The sequence below is a fragment of the Cupriavidus sp. 05N38 genome (assembly GCF_056397345.1).
This window is the reverse complement of the sequence record NZ_JBFTNF010000014.1, coordinates 78021-98691: the sequence shown is the minus strand read 5'-3', so window position 1 is coordinate 98691 and position 20671 is coordinate 78021. Positions and strand designations below refer to the sequence as shown.

21 protein-coding genes are annotated in these 20671 nt (G+C 66.9%); 13 read left to right on the top strand and 8 right to left on the bottom strand.

Features of this window, described 5'->3' with window-relative positions:
- The first annotated feature begins 46 nt into the window (after positions 1 to 46).
- Complete coding sequence (locus tag AC1DK4_RS13455; protein WP_441613558.1) at positions 47 to 655, top strand: hypothetical protein; 609 nt, start codon at positions 47 to 49, stop codon at positions 653 to 655.
- A 123-nt stretch (positions 656 to 778) separates the two neighbouring features.
- On the opposite strand, the gene AC1DK4_RS13450 is transcribed toward AC1DK4_RS13455, so the two are convergent.
- From AC1DK4_RS13450 to AC1DK4_RS13425, 6 genes are all read right to left on the bottom strand, one after another.
- Positions 779 to 2401 carry an ABC-F family ATPase gene (locus AC1DK4_RS13450; RefSeq protein ID WP_441613557.1) on the bottom strand — a complete coding sequence of 541 codons (1623 nt, stop codon included), beginning with the start codon at positions 2399 to 2401 and terminating at the stop codon, positions 779 to 781.
- A 229-nt stretch (positions 2402 to 2630) separates the two neighbouring features.
- On the bottom strand, positions 2631 to 3617 hold the full coding sequence (gene ldcA, locus AC1DK4_RS13445) for a muramoyltetrapeptide carboxypeptidase (protein WP_441613556.1): 987 nt from the start codon (positions 3615 to 3617) through the stop codon (positions 2631 to 2633).
- Complete coding sequence (gene tadA, locus AC1DK4_RS13440) at positions 3614 to 4330, bottom strand: tRNA adenosine(34) deaminase TadA (RefSeq protein ID WP_441613555.1); 717 nt, start codon at positions 4328 to 4330, stop codon at positions 3614 to 3616. Before tadA ends, ldcA begins: the two co-directional genes overlap by 4 nt.
- A 27-nt stretch (positions 4331 to 4357) precedes the next feature.
- On the bottom strand, positions 4358 to 4834 hold the full coding sequence (gene queD, locus AC1DK4_RS13435) for a 6-carboxytetrahydropterin synthase QueD (RefSeq protein WP_441613554.1): 477 nt from the start codon (positions 4832 to 4834) through the stop codon (positions 4358 to 4360).
- Between the two features lie 77 nt (positions 4835 to 4911).
- Positions 4912 to 5559 (bottom strand): 7-carboxy-7-deazaguanine synthase, encoded by a 648-nt coding sequence (queE, locus tag AC1DK4_RS13430; protein WP_441613553.1) that lies wholly within the window; start codon positions 5557 to 5559, stop codon positions 4912 to 4914.
- 334 nt (positions 5560 to 5893) lie between these two features.
- Positions 5894 to 6799 (bottom strand): LysR substrate-binding domain-containing protein, encoded by a 906-nt coding sequence (locus AC1DK4_RS13425; protein ID WP_441613552.1) that lies wholly within the window; start codon positions 6797 to 6799, stop codon positions 5894 to 5896.
- Positions 6800 to 6905: 106 nt separating this feature from the next.
- Between AC1DK4_RS13425 and AC1DK4_RS13420 the strand changes: the two genes are divergently transcribed.
- Positions 6906 to 8108 (top strand): MFS transporter, encoded by a 1203-nt coding sequence (locus AC1DK4_RS13420; protein ID WP_441613551.1) that lies wholly within the window; start codon positions 6906 to 6908, stop codon positions 8106 to 8108.
- A 73-nt stretch (positions 8109 to 8181) separates the two neighbouring features.
- On the opposite strand, the gene AC1DK4_RS13415 is transcribed toward AC1DK4_RS13420, so the two are convergent.
- Positions 8182 to 8688 carry a DUF1993 domain-containing protein gene (locus tag AC1DK4_RS13415; protein WP_441613550.1) on the bottom strand — a complete coding sequence of 169 codons (507 nt, stop codon included), beginning with the start codon at positions 8686 to 8688 and terminating at the stop codon, positions 8182 to 8184.
- 208 nt (positions 8689 to 8896) lie between these two features.
- On the opposite strand from AC1DK4_RS13415, the gene AC1DK4_RS13410 reads away from it, so the two are divergent.
- The gene (locus AC1DK4_RS13410) at positions 8897 to 9298 is read left to right on the top strand and encodes a hypothetical protein (RefSeq protein WP_441613549.1); all 402 of its coding nucleotides are present in this window, start codon (positions 8897 to 8899) and stop codon (positions 9296 to 9298) included.
- A gap of 16 nt (positions 9299 to 9314) precedes the next feature.
- Here the strand turns inward: AC1DK4_RS13410 and AC1DK4_RS13405 are convergent, their stop codons facing one another.
- Complete coding sequence (locus AC1DK4_RS13405; protein WP_441649835.1) at positions 9315 to 10295, bottom strand: LysR family transcriptional regulator; 981 nt, start codon at positions 10293 to 10295, stop codon at positions 9315 to 9317.
- A 114-nt stretch (positions 10296 to 10409) separates the two neighbouring features.
- On the opposite strand from AC1DK4_RS13405, the gene AC1DK4_RS13400 reads away from it, so the two are divergent.
- From AC1DK4_RS13400 to AC1DK4_RS13355, 10 genes are all read left to right on the top strand, one after another.
- Positions 10410 to 10958 (top strand): 4-hydroxylaminobenzoate lyase, encoded by a 549-nt coding sequence (locus tag AC1DK4_RS13400; RefSeq protein WP_441613547.1) that lies wholly within the window; start codon positions 10410 to 10412, stop codon positions 10956 to 10958.
- A 3-nt stretch (positions 10959 to 10961) separates the two neighbouring features.
- Positions 10962 to 11672 (top strand): nitroreductase, encoded by a 711-nt coding sequence (locus AC1DK4_RS13395; protein WP_477131582.1) that lies wholly within the window; start codon positions 10962 to 10964, stop codon positions 11670 to 11672.
- Between the two features lie 430 nt (positions 11673 to 12102).
- On the top strand, positions 12103 to 12843 hold the full coding sequence (locus AC1DK4_RS13390; RefSeq protein WP_441613545.1) for an IclR family transcriptional regulator: 741 nt from the start codon (positions 12103 to 12105) through the stop codon (positions 12841 to 12843).
- A gap of 25 nt (positions 12844 to 12868) precedes the next feature.
- Positions 12869 to 13618, top strand: a complete 750-nt coding sequence (locus tag AC1DK4_RS13385; RefSeq protein ID WP_441613544.1) for an SDR family NAD(P)-dependent oxidoreductase — start codon at positions 12869 to 12871, stop codon at positions 13616 to 13618.
- Positions 13611 to 14774, top strand: a complete 1164-nt coding sequence (locus AC1DK4_RS13380) for an acyl-CoA dehydrogenase family protein (protein ID WP_441613543.1) — start codon at positions 13611 to 13613, stop codon at positions 14772 to 14774. The genes AC1DK4_RS13385 and AC1DK4_RS13380 overlap by 8 nt, the downstream gene beginning before the upstream one ends.
- Before the next feature lie 34 nt (positions 14775 to 14808).
- On the top strand, positions 14809 to 15309 hold the full coding sequence (locus AC1DK4_RS13375) for a MaoC family dehydratase (protein ID WP_441643426.1): 501 nt from the start codon (positions 14809 to 14811) through the stop codon (positions 15307 to 15309).
- Positions 15306 to 17456: an acetate--CoA ligase family protein gene (locus AC1DK4_RS13370; protein WP_441613541.1), complete on the top strand. Its 2151-nt coding sequence runs from the start codon at positions 15306 to 15308 to the stop codon at positions 17454 to 17456. Before AC1DK4_RS13375 ends, AC1DK4_RS13370 begins: the two co-directional genes overlap by 4 nt.
- Positions 17443 to 18213 carry a citryl-CoA lyase gene (locus tag AC1DK4_RS13365; RefSeq protein ID WP_441613540.1) on the top strand — a complete coding sequence of 257 codons (771 nt, stop codon included), beginning with the start codon at positions 17443 to 17445 and terminating at the stop codon, positions 18211 to 18213. Before AC1DK4_RS13370 ends, AC1DK4_RS13365 begins: the two co-directional genes overlap by 14 nt.
- A 37-nt stretch (positions 18214 to 18250) precedes the next feature.
- Entirely contained in the window at positions 18251 to 19417 is a 1167-nt protein-coding gene (locus AC1DK4_RS13360; protein WP_441613539.1) for an acyl-CoA dehydrogenase family protein, read from the top strand.
- A 77-nt stretch (positions 19418 to 19494) separates the two neighbouring features.
- Positions 19495 to 20661, top strand: coding sequence for a CaiB/BaiF CoA transferase family protein (locus AC1DK4_RS13355; protein ID WP_441613578.1), 1167 nt, complete (start codon positions 19495 to 19497; stop codon positions 20659 to 20661).
- Positions 20662 to 20671 lie beyond the last annotated feature (10 nt).

Genomic DNA, 20671 nt, shown 5'->3' with positions numbered 1-20671 from the left:
GCGCCGCATGCCGCTGCCGGCGCACAACAAGGGAGAGCAAAGAGACATGACCGACCCGGTGTTCCACAAGACCGAGCAGGGCCAGGACGAGATCCGCACGCGCGCGCGCAGACTCGACCACAAGACGCGCGCCCTGCTGCTGATCGTCAACGGCGAACGCCGGCGCAGCGATCTGCTGGCCCAGACCGGCGGCATGGGCGTGGGCCCCGAGGCCCTCGAAGCCTTGCTCGAAGCCGGCCTGATCGGCACCGGGGACGCCGCGCCGCCGGACGCACCTGCCCGGGACGCCCAGGACCTGCCCGAGCCGGCGACAACCGGCGCAAGCGGCCCCGCCGGCCATGCCGACAGCGTCTTTTCCATCTACGCCAGCCGCGGTGCGGGCGATGGCGGCGATGCGGGCGACAGCAAGGGCACCGGCAGCTACCAGGCGCTTTATCACTTCTATACGGATGTCATCGGACATCATCTCGGCCTGCGCGGCTACATGCTGCAGGTCAAGGTCGAGAAGGCCGCCAGCCCGGCTGAGCTGATGGCGCTGCGCGACACGCTGTACGCGGCCCTGCGCAAGGCCAAGGGCGAGATCACCGCGGCCGCCATCATCGACCAGCTCGACAAGATGACGCGCGACGAGGGACAGGCGCAGGCGCACGCCTGAGCACAGGCACGCGGCGCGGCAGCAGTGCGCACTTCGCAACAGAATGGAAAAGGGCCGCACTGAACTTGGCGGCCCATTTCTTCCTGCGCTTGCCGCCTGGCTGGCGGAGCCGGCGCGACGCGCTTAGCCGTCGATGCCTTGCGACTCCAGGTACTCGTCATACGTACCCAGGTAGTCGGTCAGCGTGCCGTCGGTTCGCACTTCGATCACGCGCGTGGCCAGGCCGCTGACGAACACGCGGTCGTGCGAGACGAAGATCAGGGTGCCGGTGTACTTGTCGAGCGCGATCTGCAGCGATTCGATCGATTCCATGTCCATGTGGTTGGTCGGCTCGTCGAGCGCCATCACATTGTGCCGGCCCAGCATCAGCTTGCCCCAGATCATGCGGCCCTTCTCGCCGCCGGACAGCACCTTGACCGATTTCTTGATGTCGTCGGCCGAGAACAGCAGGCGGCCCATGGTGCCGCGCAGCGACTGGTCGTCGTCGCCGGCCTGGGTCCACTGGCTCATCCAGTCCATCAGGTCGCGGTCGGCCGGGAATTCCTCGTAGGTATCCTGCGGCATGTAGCCGACGTTGGCGTTCTCGGCCCACTTGATCGTGCCGCGATCCACTTCCACGCCGCGCTGCACGCCGTTCTGCACGGCATTGTTCAGCAGGCTGCGCAGGAGCGTGGTCTTGCCGGCGCCGTTCTCGCCGATGATGGCCACGCGCTCGCCGGCCTGGATGGCCATCGACAGGTTGTTGATGATCTTGCGGTCGTAGGTCTTGGTGATGCCGTCCGCTTCCACCGCCAGGTTGTGCAGCTTCTTCTCGAACTCGAAGCGGATGAAGGGGTTCTGGCGCGACGAGGGCTTGATGTCCTCGACCTTGATCTTGTCGATCTGCTTGAGGCGCGAGGTGGCCTGGCGTGCCTTGGACTTGTTGGCCGAGAAGCGGCGCACGAAGTCCTGCAGTTCGCCGATGCGCTCCTTGGCGCGCGCATTTGCCGCCATCTGGCGCTCACGCGCCTGCATGGAGGCTTCCATGTAGTCGTCGTAGTTGCCCGGATAGACCTTGAGCGTGCCGTAGTCCATGTCGGCCATGTGCGTGCACACGGAGTTCAGGAAGTGGCGATCGTGGGAAATGATGATCATGGTGGAGTTGCGCTCGTTGAGCACTTCCTCCAGCCAGCGGATGGTGTTGATGTCCAGGTTGTTGGTCGGCTCATCGAGCAGCAGCACGTCCGGGTTCGAGAACAGCGCCTGCGCCAGCAGCACCCGCAGCTTCCAGCCGGGCGCGACGTTGCTCATGGTGCCCTGGTGCTGGTCGGTGGGAATGCCCACGCCCAGCAACAGCTCGCCCGCACGCGCCTCGGCGGTGTAGCCGTCGTACTCGGCGTACTTGGCCTCCAGCTCGGCGGCCTTCATGTAGTCTTCGTCGGTGGCTTCCGGGTTGGCGTAGATGGCGTCGCGCTCGGCGGCGGCGGCCCACATCTCGGTATGGCCCATCATGACCACGTCCAGCACGCGCATGTCTTCATAGGCGAACTGGTCCTGGCGCAGCTTGCCCAGGCGCACGCCCGGCTCCAGCATGACGTTGCCGCCCGACGGCTCCAGGTCGCCACCGAGGATCTTCATGAAGGTGGACTTGCCGCAGCCGTTCGCGCCGATCAAGCCGTAGCGGTTGCCCTCGCCGAACTTGACCGAGATATTCTCGAACAACGGCTTGGGGCCGAACTGCATGGTGATGTTTGCGGTAGAAAGCACGTCTGGAACCTTGTATGAATGATGGGGCGCGAAACTGGCGCGCGCATGGCGCGCGGCGATGCCGGCGGCAGTGCCCGTGCGGCGATGGCGCCACAAGTGCAGCGGCATGGCATCGGCATGCGGCCCCGGCTTGCGGGCCGATGGCCGGCAAGCACTGGAGCCCGGACAGGAAACCGGGAAATAACCCGTAATTTTACCATCCGCGAGCGCGCTAAAGAAGCGCCAGCCTTCAGATAGGGGCGCAAGCCCCCGCTTTCAACACCGGATAGCCCGAGAGGGACAGCGAAAAACCATCCTCGCGTGCGCTCAACTGCGCCTGGCCGCCTACCGGCAGCGTCAGCTTGCGCTCACAGTGCCCGAATGGCAGGCCGGTCAGCACCGGCACGGACAGGCGCTCCTGCAGGTAGCGCACCACCGCTGGCAGGTCGTAGCCATTGTCGTAGTCGGTCACGCGGTAGTTGGAAAAATCGCCCAGCACGATGGCGCGCTGCGCCCCCAGCACGCCGGCCTGGTCGAGTTGCAGCAGCATGCGCTCGACGCGGTATGGCGGCTCGTTGACGTCTTCCAGGAACAGGATGCCGCCGTCGACGGCCGGCATGAAGCGCGTGCCCAGCAGGCTGCACAGCATGGCCAGGTTGCCGCCCCACAGCGTGCCGGACACGGTGCCGCTGAATGGCTGGCCGCCGGCCTGGGGCGCCTGCACATCGATGGTGTAGGCCGGGTCATGCATCACGCCGAGGAAATGCTGCCACATGAAGGCGTCGACCGGCTCGGCGCCGAAATCGGCCAGCAGCATCGGCCCCGCGAACGTCACGCCGCCGCACGCCGCCAGGTAGGCCAGCTGGAAAGCCGTGAAGTCACTGTGACCCACGATGGGCGTGCACGCGCCGCGCGCCTGCTCCGCGATGCGGGCAAAGTCCACGCGCTCCAGCAAGCGCGCGATGCCATAGCCGCCGCGCACGGCCAGCGTCAGTTCGTGCGGCGTGCCGGTGCCGATGGCATGCAGGTCGGCCAGGCGCTCGTCGTCGGTGCCGCCGAAGCGCAGGTAGCGGCGTGCCAGCACGTCCGGATTGCCGACGTGCAAGCCATGCTGCCTGAGCCAGGCAACAGCACGCGCGGCGATGGCGACGTCGTGGGGATAGCCCGAGGACGCAATCAGGCGGACTTCGGTCGGCGGCGTGGCGAGGTTCGGCATCGGATCGGGGAGCTGGCTCATGCGTCGGGATCGGGGCTTGGAGCGGGGCCGGGAACGGGGCTTAACACGGGGCTGGAGTCCGGGCTGGAATCAGGCTGGCTGGCGCCGCCGGCATTATCCGCCGTCGCGCAGCGGGCGCAGCCAGTGCCCGCGGCCTGCGCCGCCGGCACGCCTTGCTGCTCGGCTTGTTGCTCGGCTTGCTGCGCGGCCTTCTGCGCAGCCTTCTGCGCGCGCCGCCTGGCACCGAAGAAGGCCTTCAGCATGCCCCCGCATTCGTCGGCCAGCACGCCGCCGGCGATGGAGGTCTGGTGATTGAGCTGCGCCTGCTCGAACAGGTTGAGCACGCTGCCCGCGGCGCCTGTCTTGGGGTCCGAGGCGCCGAACACCACGTGGCGGATGCGCGCATGGAGGATGGCGCCGCTGCACATCACGCATGGTTCCAGCGTCACGTACAGCTCGCACTCCGGCATGCGATAGTTGCCGATCACCTGCGCGGCGGCACGCAATGCCTGCATTTCGGCATGCGCGGAGGGATCCACCGAGCGGATCGGCAGGTTGTGGCCGCGCGCGATGACGGCATCGTTCCACACCACCACCGCGCCCACCGGCACTTCGCCGGCAGCCTCGGCCAGGCGCGCTTCCTCCAGCGCCGCCCGCATATAGCGGCGGTCGCGCTCGGCGGCGGGATCGAGGCCTGCTTCGCCTGCCAGGGGCGGCAGGATCGGGGCGTTCATCTCGGCTGGCATGGGCTGGCTGACGCCTCAGTCCTGCGCGGGCAGGCTGAGGGAAGCGCTGACCTCGGCCCAGCAGTTCGGCGTCTCGAACAGCACCAGGCGCGTCAGCTGCAACTGGTGGCCGAAGCAATCCTTGAATACCGGCGAGAGAATGTCGAAGGCGATCTGCGCCAGGTTTTCCACGGTGGGAATGGCGTCCAGCACGACCGTCTTGTGCCCTTCCATGGACTGCAGGAAATTCAGCAGCGCGGTGTCGCCGCGATGAATCAGGAAGGCATGGTCCCACTTGTCGACCAGATGCTCGTTGGCCAGCGCCTTGATGTCGCTGAAATCCAGGATCATGCCCTCGTCCGACGCGCCCGCGCGGCGCAGCACCTCGCCCGAGAGCGTGAGGTCCAGGCGATAGCGATGGCCGTGGATGTTGCGGCACTGGCCGCCATGGTTGGGGATGCGGTGGCCGGAGTCGAATTCCAGACGGCGGGTAATGGAGACTTGCTTGTTCATGGGTGCCGGTGTGTGCGGGTACGGTGATCGGGGCGAATCGGAACGAATCGGGGCGAATCGGGAGCGAAAGGCCGGGACTACCGGATACCTAGCAACTTGTGTGTCTGCAGCGAGAGGCGCCAGCGCGGGCGGCGCTGGCAGAACTCGACCGCGAGCGCCGTATTCTGCCGCGCCAGCGGGCCGTCCATGGCCTGCACCAGGAAATGGCGGAAATCAAGCCGCTCGTATGCGGCGAAATCCTGGCCATCCTGCGGGATGACTACCTTGAGCTCATCGCCGCGCGTGACCACCAGCTCCGCGCCCATCTTGGGGCTGACGCAAACCCAGTCGACCCCCTCCGGCACCGGCAGGGTGCCGTTGGTTTCGATGGCGATCTCGAAGCCGCGCGCGTGCAGCGCTGCGATCAGCGGCGCATCGAGCTGCAGCAATGGCTCGCCGCCAGTGCAAACCACCAGCGGCCGGCCGGCGCCGCCGGCGTCCACGTCCTGCGGCCACTGCGCCGCGACCTTGTCGGCGAGCGCCTCGGCAGTGCGGTACTTGCCGCCTTCGGTGCCGTCGGTGCCGACGAAATCGGTATCGCAGAACTGGCAGACCGCGCTCGCCCGGTCCTCTTCGCGCCCGCTCCATAGATTGCATCCGGAGAAGCGGCAGAACACCGCGGCGCGGCCGGCGTTGGCGCCCTCGCCCTGCAGTGTGTAGAAGATTTCCTTGACGGCGTAAGTCATGCTGGTGGTGAAGCGGTAATGGGTTTTTGTGGGTATGCAGTCATCATGCGCCAGCCATGGGCCGCCGGCATGCGGCATTCATGCGGCATTCATGCGGCATCCATACTGCAAAAAAATGCGACAAGCACGGTGGCGGCAAGACGGTCGGCGGCCGGGCGGACGGATTCCGGCCGGCGGGCGGCGATGCCGCAAAGGCAATCGCGCGCGCGGGGCGGCCGGGAAGCGGGCAAACAGGCGGCCACCCATGATCGATGGCCAGTGGCCAGGGTACTGCGGCTAACTCGCTATTTTCGCACAGGTCGCGAAGTCGCTCCAGCCGCCGCATCGTTCGCGCCTATACCTTGGCCCACTCCGCCGCCCGCAGCCGCGTGCCGACGAAGTCCAGGAAGCACGCGATACGCGCCGATAGCTGCGTGTTGAGGTAATAGACCGCGTTGATCGACTGCCGTTCTTCGATGGTCTCCTTCATCAGCACCTGGACCAGGTCGCCGCGGCGGCGGTCCGCTTCGGTCATGAAATCCGACAGGCACACCAGGCCCTCCCCGGCCAGCGCAAGCTGGCGCAGGGTTTCGCCGCTCGATGCGGCCAGATGCGGCGTGACCTGCACCTCTTCGCCCATGGCGCCGTGCAGCGGCCAGCGGTTGAGCGACTCCGGCTGGTTGAAGCCGATCAGGCTATGCGCGGCAAGGTCCGCCACCGATGCCGGTCGGCCGCGCGCCTTGAGATAGGCCGGGCTGGCCAGCACCCGCACGCGGCTGGTGGCCAGGGGGCGGGCATGCAGGGTGGAGTCGCGCAGCGCGCCGATGCGGATGGCCACGTCGGTGCGGTGCTCCAGCAGGTCGATGATCAGGTCGTTGGTGTTCAGTTCCAGCTCGATTTCCGGGTACTCGCGGCGGAACTCTCCTACCAGCGGCACGATCACGTGCAGCATGAAAGGCGACGCCGCGTTCACCCGCAGCCGGCCCGCCGGGCGCTGGCGGCGTACCGCCATCTGCTCCTCGGCCAGATCCACCGAGGCCAGGATGTTGCGCGCATGGGCCAGCAGCGCCTCGCCCTCCTCGCTCAGCGCCAGCCGCCGCGTGGTCCGGTGCAGCAAGGTGGTGCCGACCTTGTCCTCCAGCCGGCCGAGCGCCCGGCTGATGCCGGAAACGGTCTGCCCCAGTTGCTCGGCCGCGGCCGTGATGGAGCCGCTGTCCACCACGGTGGCGAAGGCCTGCAGTTCTTCGAGTGTGATCTTCATTGTTGAATACTAATCAAATATCTTATCCAGATCACCCTCTTAATCGGCAAGAAATGCACGGGCACACTCCCTCCATCCCGAATTTCCCGGATGTCCGGAGCCAACCATGCCCATCGCCCTGCTCGCGCTGACCATCAGCGCGTTCGCCATCGGTACCACCGAATTCGTCATCGTCGGCCTGATTCCCACCATCGCCGCCGATCTCCATATCACCCTGCCCTCCGCCGGCCTGCTGGTCAGCCTCTATGCGCTGGGCGTCGCCGTCGGCGCGCCGGTGCTGACCGCCCTCACCGGCCGCCTGCCGCGCAAGGCGCTGCTGGTGTCGCTGATGGCGCTGTTCACGCTGGGCAACCTGCTGGCCTGGAAAGCACCCGGCTATGAATCGCTGATCCTGGCGCGCGTGCTGACCGGCCTGGCCCACGGCGTGTTCTTCTCGATCGGCTCGACCATCGCCACCAGCCTGGTGCCGAAGGAGAAGGCCGCGAGCGCGATCGCCATCATGTTCACCGGCCTTACCGTGGCCCTGGTCACCGGCGTACCGCTCGGCACCTTCATCGGCCAGCACTTCGGCTGGCGCGAGACCTTCCTCGCGGTGGCCGCGCTCGGCCTGGTCGCCTTCGTCGGCAGCCTGATGTTCGTGCCGGCCGGCATCCGCAGCGGCGCACCGGCCTCCCTGCTGCAACAGGCCAGGGTGCTGGCCGAGCCACGCCTGCTGCTGGTCTACGCCAAGACCGCGATCGGCTACGGCGGCTCCTTCATCCCCTTCACCTTCCTCGCGCCGATCCTGCAGGATGTGTCGGGCTTCAGCGCCGGCGCGGTCGGGCTGGTGATGCTGGTGTACGGAGTCTCGGTGGCGGCAGGCAATATCTGGGGCGGCCGCCTGGCAGACCGCCGCGGCCCCATCGCCGCGCTCAAGATCGTGTTCCTGCTGCTGGCGCTGGTGTTGTTCGTACTGACCTTCACCGCCGCGCATCGCTGGCTGGTAGTGGCCACGGTGCTGGCCTGGGGCGCGGTTGCCTTTGGCAATGTGCCGGGCCTGCAGGTCTATGTGGTCAAGCAGGCCGAGCGCTTCACGCCGGGCGCCGTGGACGTGGCGTCGGGGCTGAATATCGCCGCGTTCAACCTGGGCATTGCCGGCGCGGCCTGGGCCGGCGGCCTGATCGTGACCCACCTGGGGCTGATGCATACGCCGTGGATCGGCGCGCTGGTGGTGCTGGTGGCGCTGGGCCTGACGGCCTGGAGCGGGCGCCTGGACCGGCTCGAGCAGCCAACCCCGGCCGGCGCCAGGCTGGCGGCCGGGCGCGCCTGACAATCCGGCGCCCGCCGCGATCCTGGCGAGGCCGCCGCGACAGAAATGCCGCGGCGGCTTCGTTGCACTTGCCTTATTTCAGGCCGAGATAGTCCCGCTTGCCGACCGGCACGCCCTTGTGGCGCAAGATGTCGTATGCGGTCGTCACATGGAAATAGAAGTTCGGCAGCACAAAGCCCAGCAGGTAGGACTTGCCGTCGAAGGTGACCGGCTCCGGGCGCAGCTTGAGCTCGATGGTGCGCGTCTCGCTGCCTTCGAGCTGGGCCGGCTCGATGGTCTTCAGGAACGCCACGGTCTTGGCGATGCGCTCCTGCAGTTCCGGGAAGGTGGCCTCGTTGTCAGTGAACGACGGCATCTCGATCCCCGCCAGCCGAGCCGCGCAGCCCTTGGCGGCGTCGCTGGCGCGTTGCACCTGGGCCGGCAGCGGATCCATGTCCGCCACCAGGCGGGTCTGGATCAGGTCGGACGGATCCATGCCCTGCGCCTGCGCGAACGCCGCGCCCTTGTCCAGGATGGCGGACAGGCTGCCGAAGGCCCGGATGAACACCGGGATCGAGACTTCATACATCGAAAGTGACATGGGGGTGTCCTTGGCTGGAAGTTGGCTGGCGCATCCGCCCAGGGGGCGGGCGCGCGAACGCGAGCATAAACCGTTTCCCCGCTTCCCGCTGGCGGCCGGCCGTGCCGGCCCGGCGAGAACGCATCCCGGGTGAACCTGGCTCAGGCATCCTGCCTTAAGATATTCTGCTTGCACCCTCCCCGGCTGAGGCGCCGGCAGCCCCGACGACATGAACGCCCCCTTTCCCATCCGCAAGGAATGCCCGCCCGGCGCCTGCATCTGCAATCGCGAGGCCCTGCTGGGCGACCCGCATGCCGACATCCGGATCCTGATGCTCACGCAGGAGGAGGAGAAAAAGCTGGTTGCGCGCCTGGAAAGCCTCTCCAGCCTTGCCGACCTGCGGAAAATGGAACAGCGCATGCAGGCGCAACTGGGCCTCGTCGTCACGATCACCCCGAGCATCCACGAAGTGCGCACCATGCGCGGGATCAACATCCGGGTGGAAGACCAGCCCGGTTTGTGCCGCAAGACCCGCCAGGCCATCCCTGCGGCCATACGCCGCTGCCTCGAAGCCAGGCCGGAGATCGCCTACGCGCTCCTCGACGCGCACGACCTGCTGGGCGGCGGCTGAGTGCGGGTCCGCCATGCTACGCGAGCGCCTCTTCGGCGGCTCGCGCTGTCGTCGCGATCATCTCGCGCAGCCAGGCGTGACCCACGTCGTGGTCGTCGCGGCCATGCCAGACCGCACGCATGGTCTCGTTTCCAGCCGGGTACGGCGGATGCCGGCGAATCAGGTCGCCGCTCCTTGTCAGCGCCATGGCGAGGGACGCGGGCACGATGGACAGCATGTGCGTATCGCGAAGCAGCGCTGGAATGGCGAGCGAGTGCGGGACGGTGACTCTCAGCCGCGGCACCTCGTTCAGTTCAAGGAGCGCCTTCTCCAACGCACGCCGGTCGAACATCTCCGACTGGCGCGCGAGGCCACGCTCAACGATGAAACCCCCTACCGCGCCTTCCTCCTCCCCGCCGACGGACAGGGTGACGAGCGGGTACTTCGCCAGGTCGCGGAGCGTGAGCTTGCGGCGGGAAGCGGGATGTCCCTTGCGCATCAAGATGGACTCTCCCTGCGACATCAGCGTTCGCGAGTTCAGGCGGGGTGGCACCTGGGAAAAGATGCCGATGGCAAGATCGATGCGTCCCAGGTCGATCTGCTCGGCCAGGTCCAGCCGCGTGGACGGCCGGATGACAAGGTCGACGCCCGGGGCGGCCTTTTGCAGTTCGCGGGACAAAGGCGCAACGATCACCTCGGTGACGTGATCGTTCGCCGCGATGACAAAGCGCCGGCTGGACTTGTCGGGAGAAAACGGCTCCACGCCGAGCGCGTCCTCGATGCGCCGCAGCGAGTCCAGCAGGGTTGGCGCCATCGCCGTTGCACGGCCGGTCGGCACCATGCCCTTCCCCATGCGCATGAAAAGCTCGTCGCCGACAAGCTCGCGCAGCCTGCGCAGCGCATGGCTAACCGCCGATTGCGTGAGATTGAGGCGCTTGCCGGCCAGGATCAGATTGCGCTCCTCGTAGACGGCCTCGAACACCTTCAAGAGGTTCAGGTCGGTGCGGCCGATGCTCATGATGTCGCCCCATCAATTGAATGGCGTTCATTATGCAATTGCAGAGACATCAATTCCATTCAATTCATGGTTCGCGCATCATGACCTCCAGCCCATTTGACAGGAGACGACACCATGACGGCCGAAACCCGCATCCAGGATCGAGAGGCGCTGATCGAGCGCTGCATCCCCTTCCTTGAAGAAGTGAAGGACCTGACCACCAGCACCGCGGTCGAGCGCTGGTTGAACGAGAAGTACGGGCCCGACAGCGAGTTCTACCAGACGCTGTCCTGCTCTGTCAGGAAGGGCGTGGAGGATGGATGGGCAGCGAACGTCGAGATCGGCGGCCCAAGCTACCGCCGCAGCCGCATCGCGGAGCCCTCCGAGCGCACGCTCCACTTCAGCATCACAGCGGTGTACATGGATAGCACCGGCAATCAGCAAGGGCACCCCGACCATCGGTTCAGAGGGCAATACCACGGTCATCCCTATGGCGAGTTCAACATGGTCGTTCCGCTGGATCCCGGTGCCGCCCTGAACGGGCCGAATGGCTGGTGTTCCGGAGGCTGGACCGCCCCGGCGCCGGGCAGTCACCACTATCCGGAAGCGAAGGGTGGCGCCGTGATCGCGCTGTTCTTCCTGCCCTCCGGCCGGATTTCCTACCACGACGTGCCGCAGGAGTAGTCCATGGTACAGACAGCAATGGAATGGTCCCAGGAGGCCGTCGCGCGATGCGTCGCCACCGTCGTAACGTCTCGCCGCTCGGTTCGCGCCTTCAGGCCTGAGCCGCTTCGCCGGGAACTCATGCAGGAGATCCTGGAGGAGGCAGCGACCGCCCCGAGCGGGGCCAATATCCAGCCCTGGCGGGTGTATGTGGTCAGCGGCGCGGTCAAGGATGAACTGGCCAGCGCCCTGGTCGCCGCCTCCCGCGCCGGGACCGCACCCGCGCCCGCCCACTTCCCTGAGCCGTTGCCGGACGTGTTCCGCGCGAGACTGGCCGATTTCGGCGCGCGCTACTACGCTWCGCTCGGGATCGATCGCAGCGACACCGCGGCGCGCATGCGCCAGACCGAGCAGAACTTCTCATTCTTCGGCGCGCCGGTGGGTCTCATCTTCAGCATCGACCGCAGATTGAAGCCGCACAGCTGGATCGACATCGGCCTGTTCGCGCAGAACCTGATGATCGCCGCGAAAGCGCGTGGCATCGACACATGCCCGCAGGTTTCCTTCGCGCCGTTCCATGACGTGATCGCGGCGCATCTGCACATGCCACCGGAGGAAGTGACCGCCTTCGGCATGTCCATGGGATACGGAGACCCGCAAGCCAAGGTGAATCAAACAAGGATGCCACGGGAGCACGTGCAGGACTTCGCGCGGCTCTTCGGGTTTCCGGCCTGACCTTCCCGCAGTTCCATTCCATCGGTACGGAAGCGGCAGCCTGCGCGCATGCAGTGGCAGGCTCCTGGCACTTGGGGCCGCCCGGCACGCCTGCCGGCGGCGGCCCATAGCCTGATGCGGCGCCCGGGCAGCGCTGTGTCGCCACCCGTGCACCCTTACGAGCACCCAGCTTTTCGCACGCGGCTTCCCATGCCCGCAGGACGATTGCCCGGCAAGACCGCCGGCGCCCCCCGCCTGTCGCGCACATGGAGAGGCATATGCGCGTCAGATATGCCCATTCGTCCTCATTTTGAGGGCTGCCGGCTCGGCCATCTTTCCTACAAAATATCGTAGCATCCTCTGCCCCCTCGAAAAACGACTTGCGCACGTCGCCGATGGGTCGTACATTTGTCCCGTATATCGTAATCATATTCGATATTTCGGAGCAGATATGCCAGTCCAGATTCCCGCGGCAAGCCGCGCCATGGCCGTGTTCGAAGTCTTTGCGCGAGAAAGACGGGACTTGTCCAATTCCGAGATAGCGAAGCTGCTGGCTGTTGCCGACAGCAGTTGCTCGGACCTGTTGCACACCCTGCATTCACTCGGCTACCTGATGCGGACCACGCGCACGCGTCGCTTCTATCCGACCGGCCGCCTGTTCGAGACTGCGCGCCAGATCGCGGAACACGATCCGCTGACGCAGCGCGCGCAGGCAGCGGTACTGCGGCTGTCCCACGCCACCAGCGAGAGCGCCTTCTTCGGCGTACTCGAACCGCAGGCCGTGCGCGTCGTCGCCGTGGCACAGAGTCCCCTGCCGCTGCGCTACATCCTTGACGTTGGCGAGCGCGTCGCGCTGCATGCGTCTGCACTGGGCAAGGCCATGCTGGGCCAGCTCACCGACGATGATGCCCGCGCACGGCTGCAAGCCGCCAAGCGGCCGGCCGTGACCGCAAGCACGGTGGTGGACCTCGACCAGCTGATGGCGCAACTGACGCGCGGCCGCGACCAAGGCTGGTACGAAGCGCATGACGAAGGCACCGAAGGCGTTACCGCGCTGGCCGTTGCGGCCCGGCTGGGCGAGCGGCCGGTCGCCATCTCGGTGGCGGGGCCCGCCGAACGTATCGAAAAGCACCACGAATCCTATTTGGCGGCCCTGCGCGAAGTGCGCGATTCCCTGCTGGCCGACCATTGAATCCACACCCCCCTAAGGAGAAGACATGGACCTCGGATTGAAAGGTCGCGTGGCGGTTGTCACCGGCTCGGCACGCGGCATCGGCGCGGAAACCGCCCGAATGCTTGCGAAGGAAGGCATGGCCGTGGTGATCACGGACCTGGACCTGGATGCTGCGCGCGAGACCGCCGGCGGGATCGGGCTCGCTGGCGGGAAGGCCATTGCCGTGCAGTGCGACGTGCGCCAGGAAGACCAGGTGCGCAACATGATCGGCGCCGGCAAGGAAGCCTTCGGCAGCATCGACGTGCTGGTCAACAACGCCGGCCTGGTCAAGGACCGCACCATTCTCAAGATGGAAGAATCGGACTGGGACCTGGTGCTGGACGTCACGCTCAAGGGCGCGTTCCACACCTGTCGCGCGGCGCTGCCCTTCATGCATGAGAAGGGCTGGGGCCGGATCATCAATATCAGCTCGCGCGCGATGTTCGGCAATCCCGGGCAGGCCAACTACTCCACCGCCAAGGCGGGCATCATCGGCTTCACCCGGGCGCTGTCGCTGGAACAGGCGCGCAAGGGCGTGACGGTCAATGCCATCGCCCCGGGCTACATCGAGACCGAGTACATCAAGAGCCTGCCCAACTACGACACCATCCTGGCCAACGTGATGGCCAAGAACGCCGTGACCTTTCCGGGCCAGACCAGCGATATCGCCGGCGCGGTGGCCTTCATGGCGTCGGAGCATGCCCGCTACATCACGGGCACCACCCTGTTCGTGACCGGAGGCCGCTATGGTTGATCCCAATGTCGACATCGACGGCCTGGACGACAGCCAGCGCCTGCTGCGCGAGAACATCCGCCGCTACCTGAAGGAACACATCTCGCCGCGCATCGACCAGGCGGAGAAGGAGCGGCGCTTCCCGCAGGAAGCAATCACCGGCCTCGCCGACTTCGGCTACTTCGGTGGTTACATGAAAGAGGCCGACGGCGGCCTGGACCTCGACTACCCGACCTGGGCGGTGATGATGGAGGAAGCCGGCTACTGCTGGCTGTCCCTGCGCATCATCCTCAACACGCTGAATATCGTCGCGGGCATCATCAATGCCTATGGCACCGAGGCGCAGAAGGAATGCTTCATGCGCCCGCTGCTGCGCAACGAGCGCAAGACCTTCGTGTCGATCTCCGAGCCGGACGTTGGCTCCAACGTGGCCGAGATCAAGACCCGGGCCGACAAGCGCGGCGACCACTATGTGCTCAACGGCAGCAAGCTGTGGATCACCAACGGCATGTTCGCCGACTTCGGCATCGTGGTGGCGCGCACGTTCAGCGATACCTGCAACGGCGAGCTGTCGCTGTTCCTGGTGGAGCGCGACGTGACGCCGTACAGCGCCACGCCGGTGGAGACCATGTTCACGCGCAGCACCGGCACCGCGGCCTTCACCTTCGAGAACGCGGAGATCCCGGCCGCCAACCTGCTGGGCAAGGAAGGCCAGGGCCTGCGCCAGATCCTGATCGGCTTGAACTTCGGGCGCCTGAACGTGGCCATGGGGGCGGTGGGCGCGGCGCAATGCGCGCTGGACCTGTCGATCGACTACGCGCTGCAGCGCAAGCAGTTCGGGCGCCAGATCGGCGGCTTCCAGCTGGTGCAGAAGCACATCGTGGACATGACCATGCGCACGCAGGCCGCGCGGGCGCTGGGCTACCGCGCCGCGCGCTCGATGCAGAACGGTACGTCGCGCACGGAATGCTCGATCGCCAAGCTGTACGCCACCGAGGCCGCGTTCGAAGTCGCCAATCTGGCGTTGCAGGTACATGGCGGCATGGGCTACGCCACCGGCTACCCGATCGAGCGCATCTTCCGCGACACGCGCGGCGGCATGATCCCGGAAGGCACTACCGAAATCCAGACCCTGATCATCGGCCGCGAAATCCTGGGCATCAGCGCACTGACCTGACCCTGGCCCCCACCCAAATACGGAGACACAAGACATGACGCAGCCTGCCATCCTCGAGCAGATCGCCAATACCACGCTCTACTGGGAAGACCTGGTACCGGGCATGCAGTACAGCACCTCGTCGCGCACCATCACCGAAGCCGACGTCGCCGCCTTCGCCGCGCTGACCGGCGATTTCAACAAGGTGCACGTCGATGCCGAATACGCCAAGGGCACCATCTTCGGCCAGCGCATTGCCCACGGCATGCTGGTGGCCGCCTTCATGGCCGGCCTGACCTCGCGTTCGATTCCGAACCAGTTCTTTGAAGGTTCGCTGTTCAGCGTGCTGGAAAACCGCCTCAAGTTCCCCAAGCCCACATTCATCGGCGATACCATCCGCGTGGAAATCGAAGTGGTCGAGCAGAAGACCACCAGCCGCCCCGACCGCGGCATCATCGCCTTCCTGCGCAAGGGCATCAACCAGCGCGGCGAAGTGGTGGCGGAGATGGCAGCCACGTGCCTGTTCAAGCGCCGCACGCCGGGAGAGGCCCAATGAGCAGCCAGCCGATCTGGTTCAGCGACCTCTCGCGGCTGGTCAATCCGCGCTCGATCGTGCTGGTCGGCGCTTCCGAGAAGCCGGACAGCATCGGCGGCCGGACGCTGGAGAACCTGACCACCTTCTCCGAGTTTACGGGTGACCTGCATCTGGTCAACCCGGGCCGCGCCGAAATCCACGGCAGGCCATGCGTGGCCTCGGTCAATGACCTCAAGGAAGCGCCCGACCTGGCCATCCTGGCCGTGCGCGCCGACATGGTCATCCAGACCCTGCGCGATTGCGGCAGGCTCGGCGTCAAGTTCGCCATCGTCTTCACTTCCGGCTTCGGCGAAACCGGCGAAGACGGCCGCGCGGTGGAAGCCGAGATGCGCGAGATCGTGGCCAGCACCGGCATGCGCATCTACGGCCCCAACTGCCCGGGCCTGAACAACATGAACGCGCGGCTGGGCCTGACCTTCTCGCCGGCATGGCGCATCGACCGCCGCCCCGGCCCGATCGGCGTCGCCACGCAGGGCGGCGGCCTCGGCCGCTCGTTCATCCAGGCGATGGACCGCGGCGTGGGCGTGGGCTTGTGGTGCTCCGGTGGCAACGAGGTGGACCTGGAGGTCAGCGACTACATCCACTACATGGCCGAAGCGCCGGACATCGAGGTGATCGTCACCACGCTGGAAGGCGTGCGCAACGGCCCGCGCTTCATGGCCGCAGCGTTGCATGCCGCGCGGTGCGGCAAGCCCATCGTCGCGATCAAGGTCGGCAAGTCGGAATACGGCGCCAAGGCGGCGCAGTCGCACACCGCCGCGATTGCCGGCTCGGCGGAGATCAACAGCGCGGTGTTCAGCCAGCTCGGCATCATCGAAGTGGACGACATCGACGAGCTGATCGACGTGGCCTCGCTGCTGGCGCGGCGCAAGCCCTCCGGCAAGGAACAGCTGGCCGTGTACAGCTTCTCCGGCGGCACCGCGGCGCTGGCTTCCGACATGGTGGGACTGGCCGGGCTGAAGCTGTCGGAGTTCGCGCCGGCGACCACCGAGGCACTGCGCGCCGCCCTGCCCGGCTTCGCCGCCTTCAGCAACCCGGTGGACGTGACCGCCGAAGTGCTCGTCAATACCGAGGTCAGCTACGCCACGCTCAAGGCCACCGCCGCCGATCCCAACACCGACCTGGTGCTGGTGCCGATCCCGGTGGAGTACGGCAAGACCACGGCCATGCTGGCCGACAGCATGGTGCGCGTGCAGCTGGAGCAACCGGACACGCCGATCGTGCCGGTGTGGATGAGCGACCGCACCGGAGAAGGCCATCGCAAGATGATCGACGGCGGCCTGATGCCGATGCGCGCAGTCGGCAACGCCGTGCTCGCCATCCAGCGCTTCATTCACTACGGCCGCTGGAAAGCCCGCTTCGAGCGCGCATGGCAGCCGCTGGGCAGCGCAAGCGCTGCCGGCGCCACGGCCGCCACGGCCAACCTGTCCGAAGCGGTGACCAAGGCACTGCTGGAACGGGCCGGCATTCCGACGCCCCGTGGCGTGGTGGCGCGCACTGCTGCCGAGGCGGCCAGCGCCTTCCGCGATGTCGGCAACGGCAAGGCGGTGATGAAGATCGTCAGCGCGGACATCACGCACAAGACGGACATCGGCGGCGTGCGGCTTGGCATCGCCTCCGAAAGCGCGGCGATGGCGGCCTACGAGGAGATCCACGCCAACGGCGCGCGGGCCAGTGGCACCGCGCGGATCGAGGGCGTGCTGGTGGAGCCGATGCTGCCCGCCCCGTTCGTCGAAGCCGTGGTCGGCATCCACCGGGACCCGGTGTTCGGCCACGTCTGCACCTTCGGCCTCGGTGGCGTCAGCATCGAACTGTTCAAGGATGTCAGCCGGCGCCTGCTGCCGCTCACGCCGGACTCGGCGCGCGAGATGATCAGCGAGACCCGCTGCCACGAACTGCTCAAGGGCTATCGCGGCCAGCCGGCCTGCGACATCGACGCGCTGGTCGGCATGCTGGTCAAGCTCTCGGACTTTGTCGCCGCGCATGCCGACAAGATCGAAGAACTGGAAATCAATCCCCTTGCGGTGCGCCCGCAAGGCGAGGGAGTGGCCGCGCTGGATGCCGTTCTCTCATATCAAGGCACGGAGCCTCCCCATGGTAAAGACTGAAATCGGCTACACCACCACCGACACCATCATGGTGCGCGGCCTGAACCTCGCGACCGAGATCATCGGCAAGTTCGACTTTGTCGACATGATCTTCTTCACCACGCTGTCGCGCCTGCCGTCGCCGCGCGAGAAGGTCATGGTCAATGCACTGCTGGTGACCACGGCCGACCATGGCATCACCCCCAGCTCGCTGTCGGCCCGCCTCACCTACATTGGCGCGCCGGAAGCCCTGCAGGGTGCGGTGGCCACGGGCCTGCTCGGCGCGGGCAGCGTGTTCCTCGGCCCCATGCAGAACGCGGCCGAGATGCTCAACGAAGGCGCCAGCGCGCTGGCGGACGATGCCCCGGACGAGCAAGTGCGCGAAGCCGCCCGCGCGCTGGTCCGCCTCCACAAGGAGCGCCGCCAGCAGATCTTCGGCGTCGGCCACCCCATCCATGTCGATGGCGACCCGCGCGTGCCCGCGCTGCGCGAGCTGTCGCGCGAGCACGGCTACTACGGCCGGCACTGGCGCCTGATGGAAGCCATCGTCGACGTGCTGGTGAAGGAGCAGCACCGCAAGCTGCCGATGAACGTAGTGGGCGCGATCGGCGCGATCGTGGCGGCGATGGGGCTGGATCCGCTGATCGCGCGCGGCCTGGCGCTGGTGGGCCGCTCGGCCGGCCTGCTGGCCCATGTGCTCGAAGAGAAGACACAACCGATGGCACGCGAGGCGTGGCAGCTCGTCCTGAAAGACGACCCGCGCAACGTGCTGCCCTGAGCAGCGGCCCCGGCCGTCGCAAGCAAAGGAAGAGACGATGCAGAAACTGACCGAAGAGCGGCGCATGATCCAGGACGCCGCGCGCCAGTTCACGATGGAGCGCGTGCTGCCCATCGCCAACAAGCTGGACCCCGAAAAGGGCCAGATCCCGCGCGAACTGATCGACGAGATGGCCGAGCTTGGCTACTTCGGCATCCTGATTCCCGAAGAATACGGCGGCCTGGGGCTGGGCGCCTACGAGTACTGCCTGGTGGCCGAGCAGCTGTCGCGCGGCTGGATGAGCGTGGGCAGCCTGATCGCGCGTGGCAATGGGCTGATCGGCGCGCTGAAGGGGCTGTCGCCGCAGAAGAAGGCCGAGTACCTGCCGCGCATGGCGCGCGGCGAGTTCCTGGGCGCATTCTCGCTGTCCGAGCCCAACGCCGGCTCCGACATCGCCAATATCACCTGCCGCGCGGTGCGCGACGGCGACGACTGGGTCATCACCGGCAGCAAGTACTGGTGCACCTTTGCCGACGAAGCCGACTTCATCCTCGTGATCTGCCGCACCGACCCGGTCATGGACCCGAAGGCGCGCCACAAGGGCCTCTCTGCCTTCATGGTGGAAAAGCCGCGCGGCGCGCTGCCGGAGAACGTCAAGGGCAGCATCATCCCCAAGATCGGCTACCACGGCTGGACGACGTGGGAACTGGCCTTCGACGGCTGCCGCGTGCCGCATGCCAAGATGGTGGGCGAGCAAGGCAAGGCCTTCTACCTCGCCACCGCYGGCCTGGAGACGGCCCGTGCCCATACCGCCGCGCGCTCCATCGGCCTGGCGCAGGGCAGCCTGGAAGATGCGGTCCGGTACGCGCAGGACCGCGCGCAGTTCGGCAACCCCATCGCCAGTTTCCAGGCCATCCGCTTCAAGCTGGCCGACATGGCCACGCAGGTCGAAGCCGCGCGCGCCCTGCTCTACGCTGTGTGCGAGAAGATCGACGAGGGCGAGCGCGCGGACACGGAAGCGTCGATGGTCAAGCTGTTCGCCAGCGAGATGTGCGAGCGCGTCACCAGCGAGGGCCTGCAGGTCCACGGCGGCGCGGGCTACACCACGCACTTCGCGGCGGAGCGCTACTGGCGCGACGCGCGCCTGACCAAGATCTTCGAAGGCACCTCCGAGATCCAGATGCGCATCATCTCCGATGCCATGCTGGGCAAGCTCGCCACCTGACCCGGGAGCCCTTCGTGCCAATACAAGCCAACTCCGCGGGTGCCCTTGCCGGCCTGCGCGTGATCGATCTCACGCAGATGCTGGCGGGGCCTTTCTGTACCCAGATCCTGGCCGACCACGGCGCCGACGTGATCAAGGTCGAGGCCATGACCGGCGACGGCACGCGCGTGACCGGCCCTTTCTGCGCCGACGATACGCTGCGTGACTTCGGCGGCTATTTCCAGAGCGTCAACCGCAACAAGCGCTCGATTGCGCTGGACCTGAAGACCGACAGCGGGCGCGAGATCCTGCTCCGGCTGATCGACGAAGCCGACGTGGTGGTGGAAAACTTCCGCACCGGCGTGATGGAACGCCTCGGCCTTTCCTACGAAAGCCTGCGCCGGACCAACCCGCGCCTGGTCTACGGCACCGTGCGCGGCTTCGGCGATCCGCGCAGCGGCGCCAGCCCCTATGCCCAATGGCCGGCGTATGACGTGGTTTCGCAGGCCATGGGCGGGATGATGGGCATCACCGGCCCGGACCGCGACACGCCGACCAAGATCGGCCCCGGCGTGGGCGATACCGTGCCGGCGCTGATGCTGTGCATCGGCATCCTGGCGGCCGTCAGCCGGGCCCGCGAAACCGGCCAGGGCCAGTTCGTCGACGTGGCGATGACCGATGCCGTGCTGGCCATGTGCGAGCGCATCGTCTACCAGGCGTCCTATACCGGCGCGGTGCCGGCGCCGGAAGGCAACCGCCATCCGCTGCTGTGCCCGTTCGGCCTGTTCCGCGCCGCCGACGGCCATGTATCGGTCGCCTGYGCCACCGACACCTTCTGGCAGAAGCTGGCCATCGCCATCGGCCGTCCCGACATGGCCACCGACGACGCCTTCGCAACGAATGCCGCGCGCGTGCAGCGCCAGCAGCAGGTCATCGACGCGATCGAGGCCTTTACCGCGGTGCGCAGCAAGGCGGAAATCGCGGCCGCGCTGGGCGGAAAAGTGCCCTTCGGACCGGTCTACAACTCGGCCGAGATCTTCGCCGACCCGCACTACGCGGTGCGGGAGATGCTGGTGGAGGTCGAACAGCCCGGCTCGGCCACCCCGGTGAAGATCGCCGGCGTGCCGATCAAGCTGAGCGAGACCCCGGGCGCGGTGCGCCGGCGGGCACCGCTGCTGGGCGAGCATACCGACGAGGTGCTGGGTTCGGCCGGATATGCCGAAGAAGAGATCCATCGCTTGCGCCAGGGGGGCGTGGTGCGATAGCGCGGCGTGG